The organism is Mesorhizobium sp. M2E.F.Ca.ET.209.01.1.1 (assembly GCF_004010375.2).
In the GTDB taxonomy this organism is placed as follows: domain Bacteria; phylum Pseudomonadota; class Alphaproteobacteria; order Rhizobiales; family Rhizobiaceae; genus Mesorhizobium.
In genome coordinates this window covers 1-280 of record NZ_SADP02001357.1, presented here as the reverse complement: position 1 = coordinate 280, position 280 = coordinate 1, and the positions used below count along the sequence as shown (strand labels likewise).

At 66.1% G+C, this 280-nt stretch carries 1 pseudogene; it reads left to right on the top strand.

Annotated features, from left to right (window positions below):
* Positions 1-280, top strand: a pseudogene (locus tag EN852_RS40385) (sugar ABC transporter ATP-binding protein); the annotation flags it as partial.

Genomic DNA, 280 nt, shown 5'->3' with positions numbered 1-280 from the left:
AGGAATTCCTCGCCAGATCTCCGGCCGAGGCCAAGGCCGCCGGCATCGAGACCGTCTACCAGGACCTCTCGCTCTGCACCAATGTCGATGTGGTCGCCAACTTCTTCATGGGCCGCGAGATCACACGCAAGGTGCTGGGCGTTCCGGTCCTCGACGAGCGCGCCATGGAGGCGGTGGTCGGCAAGGCGCTGGCCAATGCCGGCACGCGCATTCCCTCGCTACGCACCAAGGTCGAGCATCTCTCGGGCGGCCAGCGGCAGGCGATCGAGCTCAACCGCTT